Source organism: Paraburkholderia domus (genome assembly GCF_905220705.1).
Taxonomy (GTDB): domain Bacteria; phylum Pseudomonadota; class Gammaproteobacteria; order Burkholderiales; family Burkholderiaceae; genus Paraburkholderia; species Paraburkholderia domus.
The window spans coordinates 56,977-73,521 of record NZ_CAJNAT010000016.1; the positions used below are offsets into that span (position 1 = coordinate 56,977).

General features: G+C 62.7%; 13 protein-coding genes. 4 read left to right on the forward strand and 9 right to left on the reverse strand.

Features of this window, described 5'->3' with window-relative positions:
* Positions 1-29: 29 nt before the first annotated feature.
* The 5 genes from xsc to tauA all read right to left on the reverse strand — a co-directional run bounded on the left by xsc (position 30) and on the right by tauA (position 6,524).
* Positions 30-1,832: a sulfoacetaldehyde acetyltransferase gene (xsc, locus tag KHO31_RS24230; protein ID WP_211624290.1), complete on the reverse strand. Its 1,803-nt coding sequence runs from the start codon at positions 1,830-1,832 to the stop codon at positions 30-32.
* Positions 1,833-2,001: 169 nt separating this feature from the next.
* A complete protein-coding gene (gene phnY / locus KHO31_RS24235; protein WP_201082460.1) occupies positions 2,002-3,456 on the reverse strand; it encodes a phosphonoacetaldehyde dehydrogenase in 1,455 nt (484 codons plus the stop codon).
* A gap of 239 nt (positions 3,457-3,695) precedes the next feature.
* The gene (locus KHO31_RS24240) at positions 3,696-4,616 is read right to left on the reverse strand and encodes an ABC transporter permease subunit (RefSeq protein WP_201082462.1); all 921 of its coding nucleotides are present in this window, start codon (positions 4,614-4,616) and stop codon (positions 3,696-3,698) included.
* Complete coding sequence (locus KHO31_RS24245) at positions 4,609-5,424, reverse strand: taurine ABC transporter ATP-binding protein (protein WP_201082470.1); 816 nt, start codon at positions 5,422-5,424, stop codon at positions 4,609-4,611. Before KHO31_RS24245 ends, KHO31_RS24240 begins: the two co-directional genes overlap by 8 nt.
* Before the next feature lie 41 nt (positions 5,425-5,465).
* Positions 5,466-6,524, reverse strand: coding sequence for a taurine ABC transporter substrate-binding protein (gene tauA / locus KHO31_RS24250; protein ID WP_201082476.1), 1,059 nt, complete (start codon positions 6,522-6,524; stop codon positions 5,466-5,468).
* Positions 6,525-6,823: 299 nt separating this feature from the next.
* Here tauA and pdxR point away from each other — a divergent pair, with 299 nt between their 5' ends.
* Positions 6,824-8,350, forward strand: coding sequence for a MocR-like pyridoxine biosynthesis transcription factor PdxR (pdxR, locus tag KHO31_RS24255; protein WP_211624292.1), 1,527 nt, complete (start codon positions 6,824-6,826; stop codon positions 8,348-8,350).
* A gap of 65 nt (positions 8,351-8,415) precedes the next feature.
* Here pdxR and KHO31_RS24260 read toward each other — a convergent pair whose 3' ends face one another.
* Both KHO31_RS24260 and KHO31_RS24265 read right to left on the reverse strand, forming a co-directional pair.
* Entirely contained in the window at positions 8,416-9,168 is a 753-nt protein-coding gene (locus KHO31_RS24260; RefSeq protein ID WP_074288001.1) for an IclR family transcriptional regulator, read from the reverse strand.
* 236 nt (positions 9,169-9,404) lie between these two features.
* Positions 9,405-10,169 (reverse strand): IclR family transcriptional regulator, encoded by a 765-nt coding sequence (locus KHO31_RS24265; protein WP_097393753.1) that lies wholly within the window; start codon positions 10,167-10,169, stop codon positions 9,405-9,407.
* 201 nt (positions 10,170-10,370) lie between these two features.
* Between KHO31_RS24265 and sauS the strand changes: the two genes are divergently transcribed.
* The 3 genes from sauS to KHO31_RS24280 all read left to right on the forward strand — a co-directional run bounded on the left by sauS (position 10,371) and on the right by KHO31_RS24280 (position 14,984).
* Entirely contained in the window at positions 10,371-11,816 is a 1,446-nt protein-coding gene (gene sauS / locus KHO31_RS24270) for an acylating sulfoacetaldehyde dehydrogenase (RefSeq protein WP_211624294.1), read from the forward strand.
* A complete protein-coding gene (locus KHO31_RS24275) occupies positions 11,813-13,477 on the forward strand; it encodes an AMP-binding protein (RefSeq protein WP_211624296.1) in 1,665 nt (554 codons plus the stop codon). The genes sauS and KHO31_RS24275 overlap by 4 nt, the downstream gene beginning before the upstream one ends.
* Positions 13,478-13,601: 124 nt before the next feature.
* Positions 13,602-14,984 carry an MFS transporter gene (locus KHO31_RS24280; RefSeq protein WP_201082485.1) on the forward strand — a complete coding sequence of 461 codons (1,383 nt, stop codon included), beginning with the start codon at positions 13,602-13,604 and terminating at the stop codon, positions 14,982-14,984.
* Positions 14,985-15,053: 69 nt separating this feature from the next.
* Here KHO31_RS24280 and KHO31_RS24285 read toward each other — a convergent pair whose 3' ends face one another.
* Positions 15,054-15,971 (reverse strand): NAD(P)-dependent oxidoreductase, encoded by a 918-nt coding sequence (locus KHO31_RS24285; RefSeq protein WP_201082487.1) that lies wholly within the window; start codon positions 15,969-15,971, stop codon positions 15,054-15,056.
* Between the two features lie 77 nt (positions 15,972-16,048).
* Complete coding sequence (locus KHO31_RS24290) at positions 16,049-16,522, reverse strand: Lrp/AsnC family transcriptional regulator (RefSeq protein ID WP_201082489.1); 474 nt, start codon at positions 16,520-16,522, stop codon at positions 16,049-16,051.
* Positions 16,523-16,545: the final 23 nt, after the last annotated feature.

The window sequence follows — 16,545 nt, forward strand, 5'->3', positions numbered from 1 at the left end:
GGCGCCCGGACCGTCAGACAACGGTTGGGTCAGACATAGTCCTTGTACTTGTCGAGCAGGCGCACGGGCTTGGCCAGCGCATCGCGGCGGAACGGATCGCCGAGTTCGCGGGTGCACATGATCTCGATGATGGTGGTCTTGCCGTGGTTCATCTGTGCATCGATCGCCCGCTTCAACGCGGGGCCGACGTCCTCGAGCCGGTCCACCGTGATACCCTCCGCGCCCATCGCGCGAGCGATGTCGGCGAAGCTCTGGTTGTCGAGTTCACCGGCGACGAAGCGGCGGTTATAGAAGTCGACCTGGTTTTTCTTCTCGGCGCCCCATTGGCGGTTGTGGAAGACCACCGCGGTGACCGGAATGTTGTGACGCACGCAGGTCATGGTTTCCATCAGACTCATGCCCCAGGCGCCATCGCCGGCGTAGGAAACAGCGGGGCGATGCGGTGCTGCAACCTTGGCGCCGATGATGGTCGGGAACGCGTAGCCGCAGTTGCCCCAGCTCATCGCGGCGAAGAAGCTGCGCGGCTTGTTGAAACGCAGGTAGCTGTTGGCCACGGAGTTGATGTTGCCGATGTCGGTGGAGACCATCACGTCTTCCGGCATGGCCTTTTCGAGTTCGCGCAACACCTGGCGCGGATGCAGATAGTTGCCGCCGCCAGGCGTGCGCTCGTTCTTCTGCTCCTCGATCATGTCCAGGCTGTAGGGGTCGCGCTCATGCGTCCAGCCGTCCAGTTCCTTCTCCCATGCAGCCTTCTCGGCGGCGATCTGGCCGGCGCGCTCTTCACGCGTGGCGTCGCAGGCGAGGGTGCGGCCGTCGAGGCGCTGCGTGAGCGCAACCGCGGCGGCCTTGGCATCGCCGCAGATGCCCACGGAGATCTTCTTCACCAGGCCGAGCATCTTGTGGTCGGCATCGATCTGGATGATTTTGGCGTTCTGCGGCCAGTAGTCCATGCCGTGCTGCGGCAGCGTGCCGAACGGTCCCAGACGTGAACCGAGCGCGATCACCACGTCGGCGCGCTGGATCAGCTTCATCGCAGCTTTGGAGCCTTGATAGCCGAGCGGGCCGCACCACAGCGGGTGGCTGGCGGGGAAGGAGTCGTTATGCAGGTAGCTGTTGACGACCGGCGCGCCCAGACGCTCGGCCAGCGCCTTGCATTCCTCGATCGCGTCGGCCATGACCACGCCGCCGCCGGAGATGATGACCGGGAACTTGGCCTCGGCGAGTAGTTCGGCCGCTTCGTTCAGGCGTTGATCGCCACCGGGGCCGCGGTCGAGACGCTGCGGTTGCGGAATCTCGGCCTTGATCTGGCCGTAGAAGTAGTCGCGCGGAATGTTGAGCTGGGTCGGGCCCATCTCGGCCAGCGCGCGGTCGAAGCAGCGGCCGGTGAATTCAGCCATGCGCGCAGGATGGGTGACGTGGCCCTGATACTTGGTGAACTCCTGGAACATCGGGAGTTGCTTCGCTTCCTGGAAGCCGCCCAGACCGATGCCCATGGTGCCGGCCTCGGGCGTGATCATGACCACGGGGCTGTGCGCCCAGTAAGCCGCGGCGATGGCGGTCACGCAATTGCTGATGCCCGGGCCGTTCTGGCCGATCACCACGCCATGGCGGCCCGACACGCGGGCATAGCCGTCGGCCATGTGGCCGGCGCCCTGCTCGTGCACCACGGGGATGAGACGGATGCCGGCGGGCGCGAAGATGTCCATGGCGTCCATGAAGGCCGAGCCCATGATGCCGAACATATCGGTCACGCCGTTTGCGGCCAGGGTTTCGACGAATGCTTCCGACGGGGTCATGGCCTGCGGGCCGCTGATGGGGGTGTGATCGCTCATGAGGCTTGTCTCCGCTGTTTAATGAAACCGGAACATTTTGTTCCGAAAAGTGGTTATCTAAAATGTAGAGCATGCACCCGTGATGGTCAATAGGTGATGCTAGATAAATGGAACAATTCGTCTCGAAAATTAAAGAATGCGATGCTGCGGAAGATGCATGGGGCGCGGCTCAATCCCAAGGCAGCGAATAGGTCTTCACGTTGGTGAAGCTTTTCATCGCTTCCTGGACCCCTTCCTTGTAGCCAAGACCCGAATCCTTGATGCCGCCGAACGGCGTCAACTCGAGTCGGTAACCCGGCACTTCGCGCACGTTCACACTGCCCACCTCCAGTTCGGCGATAAAGCGCGTGATGTAGTCGAGGCGATTCGTGCAGACCGAAGACGAGAGCCCGTAGTCAGTCGAATTGGAAATCCGGATCGCATCGTCGATATCGCGAAAGCGGATCACCGGCGACACGGGACCGAAGGTTTCGTATTTGACGAGCGGCATGTCCGGGCTCACATGATCGAGAACCGTCGGCGAATACAACGCGCCTTCGCGAAGGTTGCCCAGCAGCAACGTCGCGCCGCGGCTGATCGCATCGTTCACCTGAGCTTCGAAAAATTTCGCTGCCGCTTCGTCGATGACGGTGCCCATGTCGGTCGCCGGATCGGTAGGGTCGCCGTAACGTATGGCCCGGCTCTTCTCCACGAGCAGTTCGACGAAGCGGTCGGCCACTGCCTCGTGCACCAGAATTCGCTTGACCGCGGTACAGCGCTGGCCGGAGTTCTTGTAGGAGCCGGAGACGGCGAGCGTGCTGGCTTCTTCCAGGTCGGCGTCTTCCATCACGATGATCGGATCGTTGCCGCCGAGTTCGAGTACTGCGCGTCGATAGCCCATCTTGCTGGCGATATATTTGCCGATCTGCACGCCGCCCGTGAACGTGATCAGATCGACGTGTTCGTTTGTGATCAGTTCGTCGGCGATGTCTTTCGGGTCGCCGGTGATGACCTGCAACATTTCTTGCGGCAGGCCGGCCGCGTAAAAGATATCCGCGAGCAGGAAGGTGGACAGCGGCACCTTTTCGGAGGGCTTGACGACGATGCGGTTGTTGGTCGCGATGGACGGCACGATTTTGTGCGCAACCTGATTCATCGGATGGTTGAACGGGGTGATTGCGGAGATGACGCCGAGCAGGGGATCGCGCTGGGTGTAGACGCGGCGCTTCTTGCCGTGCGGCGTGAGATCGCAGGAAAACACCTGGCCGTCGTCCTTCAGCGCTTCATTGGCGCCGAAAGTCATGACGTCGGCGACGCGGCCTGCTTCGTACAGCGAGTCTTTCTTGCACAGGCCGGACTCGGCGGTGATCAGATCGGCGATTTCTTCGGTACGCCGACGGACCATGTCCGCAGCACGCAGCAGGATCTGTGAGCGCTCGTAGCGCGTGAGCCTCGCCCGATATTGGTGTGCCCAGGCAAACGCGTGTTGCACGTCGGCCAGTGTCGCCTTGGGCACCGTGCCGACCAGTTCGCCGTTATAGGGATTGAAGACTTCGATGATCTCCGTGCGCCGGATCTTTTCTCCGCCGATACGCAGCGATTCATGACGGACCTGCAAACCCGGTACTTCCGCAATCGAATTCATGTTGCCTCCAGCGATAACAGACAGCTGAAGTATTGCGGAGGGCACCACTAGCGGAGTAGTGCCAGCCGCCGCCAATCGCTGAGTCCAAGCTGGCGTGGGGCGCTGTATGGCGCCGACGCTAATTCCCCCTCGCCGCGGTGTGCGCCTCGAACGCGATCAGCTGGGAGACGCCCCGCACCATGGGACGAAAGCGGCCGCTATCGGGCCGCTCTCAATCGATTGCACTCGCCACTCGCCGGTTACACGCGGCCTTTCCACGGCACCAGCACGCGCTCGAGGTGGCGCATCAACAAGTCAAAGCACAAAGCAAAGAAGCCAATCACGACGATGCCCATGATCACCACGTCGCTGGCAAGGAACTCTGCGGCGTTGAGCACCATGAAGCCAAGGCCGCTCGTCGACGCCACCATTTCCGCGGCAACCAGTGTCGTCCAGCCGACGCCAATGCCTATGCGCATACCCGTGAAGATCTCCGGCAGCGCGGATTTCAGAATCACATACAACACGACCTGCGTGCGCGAGGCGCCCATCGAATAGGCCGCGTGAATCTGCTCGATCGACACGGAACGTACGCCGGATCGTGCGGCAATGGCGAGAGGCGCGAAGATGGCGAGATAGATGAGAAAGACTTTGGAGAATTCACCGATACCAAACCAGATGATGATGAGCGGCAAATAGGCGAGCGGCGGAAGCGGCCGATAAAACTCGATCGGCGGATCGAAGATGCCGCGCGCAAAACGCGAGACACCCATCATCACGCCGATTGGAATCGCGGTCAGACAGGCGAGCGCGAAGGCGCCGAACACGCGCAGCAAGCTGATACCGGTGTGCTGAATGAGCGTGGAGCCGGCGAAACCCTCGGTGGCGACAAACACGAACTTTGCATACACCGCTTGCGGCGATGGCAGAAAGAGCGGCTTGATCCAGTGAAGGTTCGTCGCGACAAACCACAGACCGATGAATAGGCCAACGGTCACGAGGCTCGCGACGATGCTGCTGCCTTGACCCGGCACGCCGAATGTATCGCCTGGCTTGGCGGGTTTCTTGGCGAGAAGCCGTGGACGTCGACCGGGCGTGCGTGGTGGCTCGACCTGCGTGTCGGATCCCAGCGGGGCGTGATGGCCGTGCGCAAGGACATGAGCCCGTTTTGAACTAAACATGTGTCACCTCGGCCTCGGCGGTGTGCATTTTCTCGTCGCCGTAAATGATGCTGAGCACGCGCTCGCGCATCTCGATGAAATCGGGGCTCGACTTGATCGCGCGCGCGTCGCGTGTTTCGAGAAAGCGTCGATTGAAATCCAGCTCGTAGGTGTGCGTGATGCGCCCGGGACGCGGCGACATCACGACCAGGTGGCTGGCCAGAAAGAGCGCCTCCTCGACGCTGTGCGTGATGAAGAAAAACATCTTGTTGGTCTTCGTCCAGACGTCGAGCAGCAGCTCCTGAATGGTTTCACGGGTGAGCGCGTCGAGCGCGGCCATCGGCTCGTCCATCAGCAGCATGGCGGGGTCGCAGGTCAGCGCGCGGGCGATGCCGACGCGCTGCTGCATCCCGCCGGAGAGCTGATAGATCATGTGCTTGTGAAAGTCCTGCAAGCCGACCAGCGCCAGATTGCGCGTGGCGATGTCGCGCCGCTGTGCTTTCGGCACGCCCTGAAGCTTCAGGCCGAACTCGGCGTTATCGATCACGTTGAGCCACGGCAACAGGGCGTGCTTCTGGAACACGACGCCACGGTCGGCGCCCGGTCCGGCGATCGGCGAACCGCCGAGCAGCAGCTCGCCGCTGGTCGGCGCGATGAAGCCGGCCATGAGCGAGAGCAGGGTGGTCTTGCCACAACCCGATGCACCGAGCGCGACCACGAAGTCGCCCGAGTTGATCGTCAGATTGATGTTGTCGAGCGCGTGCACCGTCTGACCGGCCTTGCGGCCCGGAAAGACCACGCTCACATTCTTGACTCTCATGCTTTCCATGTTGCCTCCTGATTCGACAGAACCGGCTTAAGTCGCTTAAATCATTTGAGTTTCATTGCCGCTTCGGCATAAGCGGGGGTCACGAACTTCGAGTAATCGGGCAACACCGCGCTGATCTGTTTCTGATCTTTCAGGAAGTTGGCCGTGTCCTTCAGCGCAAACGTCGCGCGGCCCGCACTGCCGCCGCCCAGCCATTGCGAGGACGCCTGCTCCTGGAGCGTCGGGAAGGCATAGAGCGAGAGCGATTCCGGCACGTCGGCCGGCGAGCCGCCGATCATCTTCGCGATAGCGGCTGCCTGCGGCGAAGTGGCATTCCATTGCGCCGGATTCTTGCGGTACTGTTCGTCCGCGTCGGAAATCGCTTTCACGAGTTTTGCCATGAAGTCCTTATGCGCCTCGCCCCATTGGCGATCGACAGCAATACCGTCGAATGTCGGCTTGCCGAGCTTCGACAGGTCGCCGGAAGTAATCAGGACCTTGCCGCTCTTCTTCAATTGGGCGAGCGCCGGATCCCACACGTAAGCGGCGTCGATATCGCCGCGCTCCCATGCCGCGACCAGCTGGTTCGGCTGCATGTTGAGGATCTTCACCTCGGACGGATTGATGCCCCAATGTTGCAGCGCGAACATCGTGTGATAGTGCGTCGTCGACACGAACGGTACGCCGATTGTTTTACCCTTTAGATCAGACGGTTTGTTGATGCCGGAGCCGTTGCGTACGACCATCGCTTCGGCCTGGTTAATGTTGTCCAGAATCCAGAAGAGCTGCAGGTCGAGACCCTGGCTCACCGCTGCGGCGAGCGGGCTCGAACCGATCACGCCGACCTTCACGTCGCCTGAGGCCATGGCGGTCGCGACCTTTGCGCCGGATTCGAACTGCCGCCAGTTGATCTTGTAGCCCGTCTCTTTCTCGATGGAGCCGTTGGCGATGGCAACGACCCATGGGTCGACGATCTGCTGATAGGCTATCGTGACCTCCTTGTCCTGCGCGTGGCTGGCTGGCGCCACCATGCAGGCGAGCGCGGCGAACGCCGCGACGGTCACACGGCGCGTCAGAGCGCCGAACCAGCGGGACAACTTCGGTTGCATGTCGCTTTTCATTGTAGGTCTCCAGAATGGCCTTGTGGGTACGCGAGTACACGTGAATCCAACGCCCGCCGACGGGGACTTGTCCCAATCGCCGGCAATGGGATGATGCGAGTATCGTCAGTAAAAAATGTTGCAGGTTAGGGCCAGACGTGGCTGATCGTTGAGTCCACACCGCTGCACCGGAATGGGCCGCGGCGCCAGTCCCGCCCGCAGCCGCCTCGGGGCGGCTGGCAGGCGCTTTTTTGCACGTCCACAATGCCGGTGTCCGCCTTCGTGCGGGCGGGCTCCGCCTACAAAAATCAGGAGAAAGCATGGCAAGTCGCACCTCGGTGGCCCTATGGAGTCAGCGGTTCCAGCGTTCACACGACTCAAATATGAGCCTCCAGGGCCAAATCCGCCAGATGCTGGTTGCCGCGATTCTGGACGGCCAACTGCTGCCGGATCACGCATTGCCGTCCAGCCGCGAGTTGGCCGACCAGCTGAGCGTTGCCCGTAATACGGTCGTGCTCGCTTACCAGCAACTGGTTGAGGAGGGCTATCTGATTTCGCGTGAACGAAGCGGGCATTTCGTCAATCCAGCCATCCTCGAAGGGCGGCACAAATTTGCGCCGCTGCAGACAGTGCCCGGCCAGGCGGCCAATGAGGCGCTTGCAAAGCCGGACTGGGACCAGCGCCTCAGAACACGGCCGTCCTCGCAGCGCAATATCGTCAAGCCGGGCAACTGGCTGAGTTACGAATATCCCTTTGTCTACGGACAGTTCGACCAGTCTCTGTTTCCGACCAATGACTGGCGCGAATGCTGCATGAAAGCGCTGTCGGTGATGGAGATCCGCAATTGGGCGCCGGATTTGATCGAGCGCGACGACGACACGCTGATCCAGCAGATCCGCACCCGCGTGCTGCCGCGGCGCGGCGTGTTTGCCATGCCGGACGAAATCGTCGTGACGATTGGCTGCCAGCAGGCGCTCTATCTGATCGCGGATCTGCTGGCGAGCGAACGGACCACGATCGGTTTTGAAAACCCCGGCTATCCGGATGCCCGCAATATCTTCGAGAACCGCAATGCGCGGCTGCAGCCGCTGCCCGTCGATAGTGGCGGCGTGCGCCCGGTCGAGGACGCCGATCTGGTCGCGCAATGCGACTACGTCTATGTGACGCCAAGCCACCAGTGCCCAACCACGGCCACCATGCCGATCGAGCGGCGTCATGCGCTGCTGGAACAGGCGCAAGCCCATGACTTCGTGCTGATCGAAGACGACTACGAGAGCGAAAACAACTTCTCAGGCATGCCGCATCCCGCATTGAAGAGTCTGGATACGGCGGATCGGGTGATCTATATCGGCAGCCTCTCGAAGACGTTCGCGCCTGGACTGCGGTTGGGTTATATCGTCGGGCCGCGTGAACTGGTTCGCGAGTTGCGCGCCTTGCGGCGTCTGATGGTGCGGCACCCGGCAGCCTATATTCAGCGCGCGTTCGCCACTTTTCTGGCACTCGGGCACCACGATGCGCTGCTGCGACGGCTCGCTCACGCCTATCGGGAGCGCGCTCAGGCGTTGATGACGGCGCTCGACACGCACCTCCCCGAAGCGCGCTATTTGCCGGTGGGGGGCGGCGCGTCGTGCTGGGTCGAGGGGCCGCCGTGGCTCGATGCGACACGCCTCGCCGCGGATGCGCAGGCACACGGCATCCTGATCGAACTGGGGCGAGTCTTTTTCATGACCGGACTGGAGCAGAACCACTGCTTCCGAATGGGCTTTTCGGCCATCAAGCTCGAAAAGATCGATGAGGGCGTGCGCTTGCTAGCGGAGCTCGTGCGCGCGCAGGCGCCCGAGGAATAGGCGGCTGAACGAGCGGCGCCGCAAGCGCCGCAATCAGCATCGCCACAAACGGCACAACAAGCGGGCTAGAACGTTTTGGCGAGCTGCTGAGCGGCTTCCTGCAGACGCGGCACGAACTCGAGGGCGCGCGACAGCGGCGCCCGCGAGACCGGCGCATGAACGGCGATTGCCGCGATGCAGGTGTTGTTCTCATCCATTACTGGCGCGGCCACGCACGCGATACCGGCGACAAATTCCTCATTGTCGATGGCGATGCGCTTGTGCGCGGTGCGGTCGAGTTCCGCTTCGAGCAGTTCGGGATCCGTGATGGTATTCGGCGTGAAGCGTTCGAGCTTCAGCGTGCGGACGAGGGCGCTGCGTTGTTCGCGTGGCAGCATGGCCAGCAGCAGCTTGCCGCTCGCGCTGCAATGCGCCGGCACGTGCGAGCCGGGCTTGAGATCGAGCCGCAACGGCCAGGGCGCTTCAAGCCTGTCGAGATACAGCACCTCGGTTTCGTGCAGCATCGTGAGGTTGCAGGTCTCGCCCAGATCGGCAACCAGGTTCGACAGGATGGCATGCCGCAGCCGGCGGGCACCCGAGTGCATCATGACGCCCAGACCGAGTTGTGCGAGACGCGGGCCGATCACGTACGCGTTTTTTTGACCCGGTTCGCGGATCACAAGGCCACCGGCCTCGAGCGAAGCCAGCATGCGGTGCAGCGAGGCCTTCGGCAGGTCGACGTCCTGGGCAATGTCGGCAAGCGACACCGGACCTTCGGCGCGCACGAGATGCTCGAGCAGGGCGAACGCGCGCAGGGTAGGAGTATCCGCTTTAGTCATGTCTGCCGTTCCGGAAAATGGATCGGCATCATTGTAGCGCGTGGCCTTACCGGTGGTGGTTTTGGCGGGGCTGGGGCGGTTTCGGGGCGTAATTTCAGCGCGGATCATCCCGTTTTTCGGAATGTGGTGCGGCGCGACAGCACGGGGTGTGAATGCGCGTTTGAAGGGGGGGCGGAGGGGTTTCCGGCCCTGCGTTGCGGGTCGCTACTCCTATTTCGGCCGCCATCTCCTGCGCGCTACTGCCGGAATGTCTTGGCGGTTTCCTCCGCGGCGAGCCGCAAATCGGGCAGGAAGGCCAGCAGATCGTCGAGTACGACCCGCCCGACCGGCGCCTGCACGGCGATGGCCGCGCAGGCGCGATTGCGGTCCAGCATGACCGGCACGGCGATCGCGATGAGCCCTTGTAAGTGTTCCTGATTGTTGATTGCGAGCTGGCGCCGTCGCGTGATGGTCAATTCCTTGCGCAACTCGCCTCTGTCCGTAATCGTCCGCTCGGAATAGGCGCGCAGCGGCAAGGTTTCGATGACCCGTTCGCGCCTGTCCTTGGGAAGAAAGCTGAGCAACAGCTTGCCGCTTGCCGAACAGTGCAGCGGAACATGCGAACCCGGCTGAAGGTGCATGCGCAGCGGCCACTCCGTTTCCACCCGGTCCACATAGACTACGTCGTTGCCGGCCAGCATCGTCAGATTGCAGGTCTCGCCGATCTTAGCCACCAGTTGTTCAAGCAGCACATGGCGGGCGGCGGCCGGCCCCGCATGCATCAGCACATTGACCGCCAGCATGCGCACGCGCGGCGAACACTCGTACAGCCGGTCGCCGGCGCTGCGCGTGACCAGCCATGCATCCATCAACTGCACCAGAATGCGGTGCACGGTCTGCTTGGGCAGTTCGAGGGCATGGACGAGATCCGTCATGGAAAGCGGGCCGCTTGCCTCAGCCAAGGTTTCGAGTACGCGAAATGCACGTACGGCTGCCGCATTCGATTGATTCGACGTCGCCACGCTGCCTCCTCCATGTCGGATTTATAAGTTGGATTGTGCATCGGTCTGGTTAGTTTTCGGGACTATGGAAAGTCCCGAAAATTGCACTTTTCGATTCTCGCCAGCTTGGCGCGAGGGATAGTTCAGAAAACGGGACTCCGAAGCATGAACGGAACATTAGATTGGTATCAACACCCATCTTTTCCGTCCGGAGTGAATCGTATGAACGTCAGGGCCACAGAAGCCGAAGCCACACATGCCAGCGCGCACGGCGAAGTCGAGCGCGTCGTTGCGTCGCTGGTTGCGCGTGCGCGGGCCGCACAACGCGTATTCGAGGTCGCGGGACAAGACGTGCTCGATACCGCCGCCGCCGCCGCCGCGTGGGCGATCATGGAGCCCGCTCGCAACCGGCAGCTTGCCGAACTGGCGGTGCGCGACACCGGTCTCGGCAACGCGGACGACAAGTTTCGCAAGAACTACCGCAAGACGCTCGGCCTGTTGCGCGATCTGCGCGGGCAGAAGACCACGGGTGTGATCGAACGACATGACGCCACCGGCATCGTCGAGATCGCGCGGGCTGTCGGCGTGGTGGCGGCGATCACGCCGTCCACCAATCCGGCGGCCACGCCCATCAACAAGATCGTCAACGCCCTCAAATGCGGCAATGCCGTCATTGTGGCGCCGTCGCCCAAGGGCTATTCGTCGTGCGCGCTGCTGATCGATTTCATTCACGCGCAATTCGCCAGAGTCGGGCTCTCGGCCGACCTCGTCCAGATGTTGCCCACGCCGATCAGCAAGGCGGCCACCGCTGAACTGATGCGGCAGTGCGATCTGGTTGTGGCAACCGGGTCGCAGGCGAATGTGAGGATGGCCTACGCAAGCGGGACGCCCGCGTTCGGCGTGGGCGCGGGGAACGTGGCGTCGATCGTCACCGCGTCTGCCGATCTGCACGATGCAGCGCACAAGATTGCACGCTCGAAAACGTTCGACAACGCCACGAGCTGTTCATCCGAGAACAGCGTCGTCATCGAAGCCGCGGTGTACGCAGACATGCTGGCCGAGCTGACCGCCTGCGGCGGCGTGATGCTCGACGCCGCGCAAAAGGCACGGCTGCAGGCCGCGATGTGGTCAGACGGAAAGCTGTCGGCACACTGCACCGCGCGCTCGGCCACGGAGATTGCGCGGGCGGCGGGCCTCGACGACATTGCCGCACAGGAGCCCGCTTTCATGATGGTGGAGGAAACCGGCTTCGGCGCTGACTACCCCTTCTCAGGCGAGAAGCTCGCGCCGGTGTTGACCGTTTATCGCGCGGAAACCTTCGACGCCGCGTCCGACATCGTGCGCGGCATCTATGGCTACATGGGAGCAGGGCACTCGGTCGGCCTGCATTCCACCGACCCTGGACAGGCGGAGCGGCTCGGTTCGACGCTGCCGGTTGCGCGCGTGATCGTGAATCAGGCGCATTGCCTCGCAACCGGCGGCAACTTCGATAACGGCTTGCCATTCTCGCTCTCGATGGGATGCGGGACATGGGGCCGCAACAATTTCTCGAGCAATCTCAACTTTCACCATTACCTGAACATCACGCGCGTGGCCTACCCGATCGAGGAGCGCGTGCCCGAACTCGACGACGTACTCGGCGATTTCTTCGGGAGGTATGGAAAATGAAGACGCCTCGCACAATTCGCGCACTGATTGACGCGCGCGCTGCGCAGTATCCCGACCAGCCGTTCCTGCTGGCGGCCCCTGAATGCGCTGAGGACGGCGGCGCTTCCCCGCATGCCGATGTGTTGACCTTCGCGAAACTGCGCGACGATTGCCGCGCGCTTGAGCGGTACTTTCACGAAGCAGGCTTGCAGGCCGGCGATGTCGTTTCGGTTTATATGGGCAACGGTATCCATACGGCAAGGCTGCTGCTCGCGGCGATGTACAGCGGGCTCGTCGCCAACCCGCTCAATCTGTTGTGCCAGCCGTCGCAGTTGCGCTACATCGTGGAGCATTCGGACACGCGCATGGTCTTCGTCTCCAACGATACGCACGCGGCCATGGCGAGCGCGATCGCCGGGTTGCGCGAGCAGGGCATTACCCGCACCGTAGCGCTGATCCAGACAGCGCCCGATGCCACCGTTGCGCCTGCGCCGGCTTGCGTCGAACCCGCGCTGGTGGAAACGGCAGGGGCTGCCGTCGCGCACATGGCATCGACAGAGGATGTGCGTTGTGCGCCACCAATCGCCGCCGGGGATGTTCAAGCGTCGTCAACCGGCGAGCCAGATGCGAGCGATGTGGCGCTGCTGATGTATACGTCCGGCACCACGGGCGCGCCGAAGGGCGTCCTGCTGGCCCATCGAAACCTGCTGGCCAACGCGCGCAATATTTCGCACGAACACCGGCTCGGCACCAGCGACCGGGTCTTCGCCGCGTTGCCGCTTTATCACATCAACGGTCTCGTCGTCACGCTGCTTGCGCCGCTGTTTCATGGCGGCTCGGTGGTCATGACGCCGCGCTTTTCCGGCCGTACCTACTGGCGCGACGTTGCGCGCCACGGTTGCACATGGATCAACGTGGTGCCGACGATCGTCGCCTATCTGCTCAACAACGACGAACCGTGCACGTTCGACTTGTCCGCGCTGAGATTCTGCCGCAGCGCATCGGCGGCGCTGCCCGTCGAGCATCATCGCGCGTTCGAGGCACGTTTCGGGGTCGGCATCATCGAAACGATGGGGATGACCGAAACCGCCGCACCTGTGTTCAGTAATCCATATGAACAGGAGAGCCGAAAAATAGGCAGTATCGGCCTGCCTTCAGGTGGTGAAGCAAAGGTGATCGACCGTGATGGCCGCGAATGCGCGCCCAACGAATGCGGCGAACTGGTGTTGCGCGGCGAGCAGGTGATGAGCGGCTATTACAAACGCCCTGGGGAAACGCGCGAGGCCTTCACCGCCGACGGCTGGCTGCGCACTGGCGACCTCGGCTATCGCGACAGCGACGGTTACTTCTACATCAACGGGCGTGCGAAGGAATTGATCATCAAGGGTGGCGAAAACATTGCCCCGCGCGAGATCGATGAAGCGTTGCTCAAACACCCCGGCGTGCTGGATGCGGCGGTGGTGGGCGTGCCGGATGCCGCTTACGGGCAGGAGATCGTCGCTTTCATCGTGCCTCGCGCAGGGCTTGGGCAGGAGCAGGGCGCGCTCGATATCGCGGATCTGCGTGAGCATTGCGTGCGCGAACTGGGCCGCTACAAGACGCCGAAGGAGTTTCGCTTCGTCACGGAACTGCCTCGTGGACCCTCGGGCAAGGTGCAGCGCCTGAAGCTCGTGCCTACCTGACGGCACGCGGCGGCAAGCATAGGAGGAGGGCGCGCGTCTAGGCGCACGCGACTCGACGCAGTACGACGTGCGAATCGAACACCACAGACGCGAACGGCGTCACATAAGAGATACAGGAGACAGCATGCAAACGCACAAGCGGCGTGTGAAGACGCGCCACATCATCCTGGCCGTCATGTGCCTGATGTATTTCATCTCGTACATCGACCGTGTGAATATTGCCGTGGCCGGCCCTATCATCCGGCACGAAATGGGGCTGACGACGGTCCAGCTCGGCCTCGTGTTCTCGGCCTTCGCTTATCCGTACGCGTTCATGCAGGTCATCGGCGGCTGGCTGTCGGACAAGTACGGACCGAAGCTGGTGCTGACGGTGTTGTCGTTGATCTGGGGGGTGGCGACGCTCGCCACCGGATTCGCCGGCAGTGTGGCAATGCTCGTCGCGCTGCGGTTCGCGCTGGGAATCGGCGAGGGCGGTGCATTCCCGACGGCGACGCGCGCATTTACCTATTGGATGCCGGTGGCGGAGCGTGGTTTCGCTCAAGGCATCACGCATAGCTTCGCCCGCCTCGGCGGCGCGGTCACACCGCCGCTCGTGCTCGCCGTAGTGGTGGCGGGCGGCTGGCGCGACGCGTTCATTCTGCTCGGCGTGGCGAGTCTCGCGTGGACGGTGCTGTACCTCTGCGTCTTTACGAATTCGCCGGAACAGAACCGTCGCGTGACGCCTGAGGAAACGGCCGAGATCGGTTATCGCGCCGGCGACTGCGAACGCGCCAAGCGCGCGGCCACGCCGTGGCGCAAACTGATCCGTCGTATGTGGCTCGTGACGTTCGTCGACTTCTGTTACGGCTGGCTGCTGTGGGTCTATCTGACCTGGCTGCCTTCGTACCTGAAGGAGGCTCGTGGCTTCGATCTCAAACAACTGGCGCTGTTCACGGCGTTGCCGTTGCTCGCGGGCGTGATCGGCGATACCCTGGGCGGCGTCGTCTCCGATAAGCTCTACAAGCGCACCGGCCGGCTGCGCTTTGCGCGCTGTGTCGTGCTGGTGGTGGGCATGGGCGGCTCGCTCGTGTTCCTGCTGCCGATGGTGTCCGCGACCAATCCGCTGATGGCGGTGTTGTTCCTGTCGGCGTCGTTCTTCTTTCTGGAGATCACGAACCCGGTGTTGTGGACCTTGCCGCTCGATATCGGCGGTCGCTACGCCGGCACGGCGGGCGGCATGATGAACACGGGCTTCGGTGTCGCCGGCATGATATCGCCCGTGGTGTTCGGCTATCTGATCGAGACAACGGGCAGTTATAACGTGCCGTTCACGATTTCCGCATGTTTGCTAGGGGTGGGGATTGTGGCCGCGCTTTTCATCGATCCGGCCAAGACGGTCGAAGCCGACGAGGAGCGCGAGCGGCTCGAAGGCAGGCAACTGGACGGCATGCCCGGGTTAATTCCGGCGAGCGCCGCGGTGCGGCTGGAGCGGCACCATCTGCGCCGTCCGCTGCGCTGGCGCAGATAAGGCGTGCTTAGGCGAGTGGGCGGACGGCAGGCGCCCGCTCACTCGCCAACGCTCGCTAATCGGTACGCGCTAGGCAGCACGCGTGAGCTTGCGCAGACGCCAGATGAGACTCGAGGTGTCGTAGCGGTTGCCGCCCAGCGCCTGAACGTCGCCATAGAACTGATCGACAAGCGCGGTGACCGGCAGCGACACGCCGACGCGCTTCGCTTCGTCGAGACAGAAACCGAGATCCTTGCGCATCCAATCGACGGCGAAGCCGTAATCGAACTTGCCTTCGATCATTGTCTTGCCGCGGTTTTCCATCTGCCAGCTAGTCGCCGCGCCCTTGCCGATCACCTCGAGGACGCGGGCCATGTCGAGGCCTGCGTTCTCGCCGAAATGGATGGCTTCGGACAGACCCTGCACGATGCCGGCGACACAAATCTGATTGACCATTTTGGCCAGTTGGCCGGCGCCGGTCGCGCCGATTAGCGTGACGGCGGCCGCGTAATGGTGGAGCGTCGCTGCAGCACGGTCGAACGCCGCTGCGTCGCCGCCGCACATGATCGTCAGCTTGCCGTTTTGTGCCCCTGACTGGCCGCCGGAGACCGGCGCGTCGATGAAATGCAAACCTTGCGTGCCCGCGATGTCCGCGAGTTCCCGCGCGACGTTAGCCGAGGTGGTGGTGTGATCGACGAAGGGCGTGCCACGTGCCATGCCCGCGAACGCGCCCTGGTCGCCGAGGGTGATGCTGCGCAGATCGTCGTCGTTGCCTACGCATGCCAGCACCAGCTCGGCACCGTCCACGGCCTCGCGTGGCGTGCTCGCAGCGCGTCCGCCGTACTCAGTGACCCATTGCTCCGCTTTTTGCGCGGTACGGTTGTAAACCGTCACGTCGAGGCCCGCTTTTGCCAGGTGCCCGGCCATCGGATAACCCATGACGCCGAGGCCGAGAAACGCGACGCGGCGCACGGCATTGCTCGAGGAGGGGGCTGATGGATGGTTCATTGGGGTTCCTCAGTGCGGGGGAAGTGTGGGGAAATCCATTATGTCAGCGATGCCTGCGTGGTGCGAAGCGTCACTCGTCACTCGTCGCGAGTGCGTAGAGGCAGCGCAGTTTTGTACTCGACGCGACGCAGCGCGACTGACGTGTGAATGTCGCGTACGCCGTCGACCTTCGTGAGTTTGGTCATGACGAAGCGCTCGATTCCGGCGATGTCGGCCGCGACGACTCGAAGCATGTAGTCGAAGGCGCCGGTCATCAGATAACACTCCATCACTTCCTCGAAGTTGGCGATGGCGCGCTCGAATGCCGCGAGCCGTGTCTCGTTCTTCTTCTCGATTGCCACGGACACGTAGGCGTTGACGGGAAAGCCCGCCTTTTCCTGATCCAGCAGCGTGACGTATTGGGTGATGACGCCGGACTCTTCGAGCATCCGGATGCGCCGGTAAAACGGCGACAGTGAAAGACCCAGCGACTCCGCGAGGTCGGCTGCTTTCGTATGGGCATCGCGCTGCAGTGCGCGCAGGATCGCCACATCGGTACGGTCAAACTTCATTGGCTAATTTTCCCTGAGAAGGG